Below are 2,011 nucleotides of genomic sequence, written 5' to 3'. Positions count from 1 at the left end.
GTGTACAGCGCCTTGATTCTCTGCTTTGCCGTTCCCAGCACGGAGACAATGCGCAAGTGCTGTAAATGGTCCCAGCGCCGCGCCTCGTTTTGCCATGTTGCTTCGGCTACTTTTTTCGGCGCCACTACCAGCACCCGGGAAACCTGCCAGCGGTTATACCGCAGGTCGTTGACAGCCGTTAGGGTTTCCACAGTTTTGCTCAACCAAGGCCCATATCCTGAAACAGGCCCAACGCAGGGTCCTGTATGATCCGCTCTACGGCGTAGCGCTGATACGGATGGGGTATGAACTTCATTGCGGCATCACCTCCTCCACAAAAGCTTTGACGTCCGGCAGCCCTTTCAGCACCCGCACGTCCATGCCGCGCTTCTGCATTTCGGATATCTGCCATTTCTGAATTGCCGCCAGCCGTCCAACTTCCGTCTTTAATTCGGCGTAGATGGTCTTCCCGTCCGGCGTAATCACGATTCGATCCGGCACACCGGGATTTCCCGGCGAAACAAATTTATAACACAGGCCGCCCCGGTCACGCACCATCCGCACCAGCTTGGCCTCAATCGCACTTTCTTTCATGATCTTTCCTCCGCCGAAGCCGCCATTGGGAACGGTGACACAACGCAATTGCTCAGGAGCGGAAGTCGGTACAGCTTCCGACCCTCACGCAGTCTTGCTTCAATTCGCGGGTCCTCTCCCGTCAGTTTCGCCAGCACCCGGCCCAGCCGATTCGCCGGCGGCTTTGCCTCCAGTTTTGCGGCAACCTGCGCCGACGTGAATTCACCCCACTGCTCGGCGGGGAGATCGTAGTTGAGCATATCCCGCAGCTCGTCTTCAAAATCAAGGGCGCGGGTGTATGTGGTGTTGACGCCGCCCAGTTGCTGGCGCTCTTCTTTGGTCAATCGAAATCCTCCCGGCTGCGCCTGATATGCTACCTCCATCTGCGCCCATAGCTGGGTTTTCCAGTCGTTGGTGATCGCAAAGAGCCGGTCGAGGTCTATATCATCCACAGGAACGGTCCAGAATCGGCGGTTCCCAGTGTCGTCAATCAGGTATTCGCCGGGGTTTACCGTGCCGCAAAAGGACGTTCTGCGGGGCCGCTGCACGGGGTTGTGGGCGTATGGCGTGCGGTATTCGTCCATGTCCTGCGTGAGAAAGGCTTTTAACCCGGCACTGTCCCGGGAGGTGGTGCGGTCCAACTCGCCCAGTTCGCAAATCCAGCTGTTCAGCGCCTGCATATAGGTGTCTTTGTCTCGCAGGTCCAGCTTGGCCCCCTCCTTGAACATACGCGGCATCGGCACCAGCTGTCGCAGGGCGCTGGTCTTTCCGATGCCTTGATCTCCCTGAAGGACAAGAACGCCGTCCGCCCCCTGTGGGCTGTATTCGTCGTTGTGGGCCATGGCCACGCATTGCCGCAGCCATTTGTAAATCAGCGTCCGGGAGAGAGTATCTGTAATCCCCCAGATGTCGTATAGCTCCGCTATGCGGTCAATGCTGTCCCACGGCGCGACTGTGAACATTTCCAGCACGGGGTTAAATCGGTTCTCTTCGGCAATCACGTCCAGACAGTCCGCAACGGTCGTTTTCGCCGCACCTTTGATTCCGGCCAATTTGAGACGGTCCAGCAGAGGAACCGGGAGTAAGTTTCCGGCATTGGCGCGGGACCACGCTTTCGGGTATCCGGATAACTCCACACGCCATGTCACATCATTTAGTTTGATTTGGATGCCCAACAGAAGCACCAGACGCCGAATTACATCCGTAGTCAGCACTTCGCCTTTCAGCCCACCGAGGAACATAGCAAGTTCAGCGTCATTTCCCGTAACGGGATTCCCCGTTTCGGTCTTCTGGAATGCCTCTAAAATCTCCGCGCCGCGCTCTCTATGCATCAGATCAGAGACGGCGGTGTCCTGCCTGCACAAGTCGAGCATGGACATATTGGACGGGAGCCGATTTGTCGGGGTACCCGGCGCCGCGTCGTCGTCCTGATCGCCGAATTTGTGCAAGCGCACCAGAT

General features: G+C 57.5%; 4 protein-coding genes. All 4 read right to left on the bottom strand.

Annotation, left to right across the window (positions count from 1 at the left end; genetic code table 11):
- The coding region (locus tag RTK01_RS16680) for an SNF2-related protein (RefSeq protein WP_397353120.1) at positions 1-203 on the bottom strand (203 nt) is incomplete at its 3' end.
- Positions 200-295: a helicase gene (locus RTK01_RS16925; protein WP_397353118.1), complete on the bottom strand. Its 96-nt coding sequence runs from the start codon at positions 293-295 to the stop codon at positions 200-202. The genes RTK01_RS16925 and RTK01_RS16680, both read right to left, overlap by 4 nt.
- Entirely contained in the window at positions 292-573 is a 282-nt protein-coding gene (locus tag RTK01_RS16675) for a VRR-NUC domain-containing protein (RefSeq protein WP_312282043.1), read from the bottom strand. The genes RTK01_RS16925 and RTK01_RS16675 overlap by 4 nt, the downstream gene beginning before the upstream one ends.
- Positions 570-2,011: VapE domain-containing protein (locus RTK01_RS16670; RefSeq protein ID WP_312282042.1), on the bottom strand; the 1,442-nt coding region annotated here is incomplete at its 5' end. The genes RTK01_RS16670 and RTK01_RS16675, both read right to left, overlap by 4 nt.

It is taken from the genome of Oscillibacter sp., from assembly GCF_031978065.1.
GTDB lineage: Bacteria > Bacillota > Clostridia > Oscillospirales > Oscillospiraceae > Oscillibacter.
This window is presented reverse-complemented; position numbering and strand designations above follow the sequence as displayed.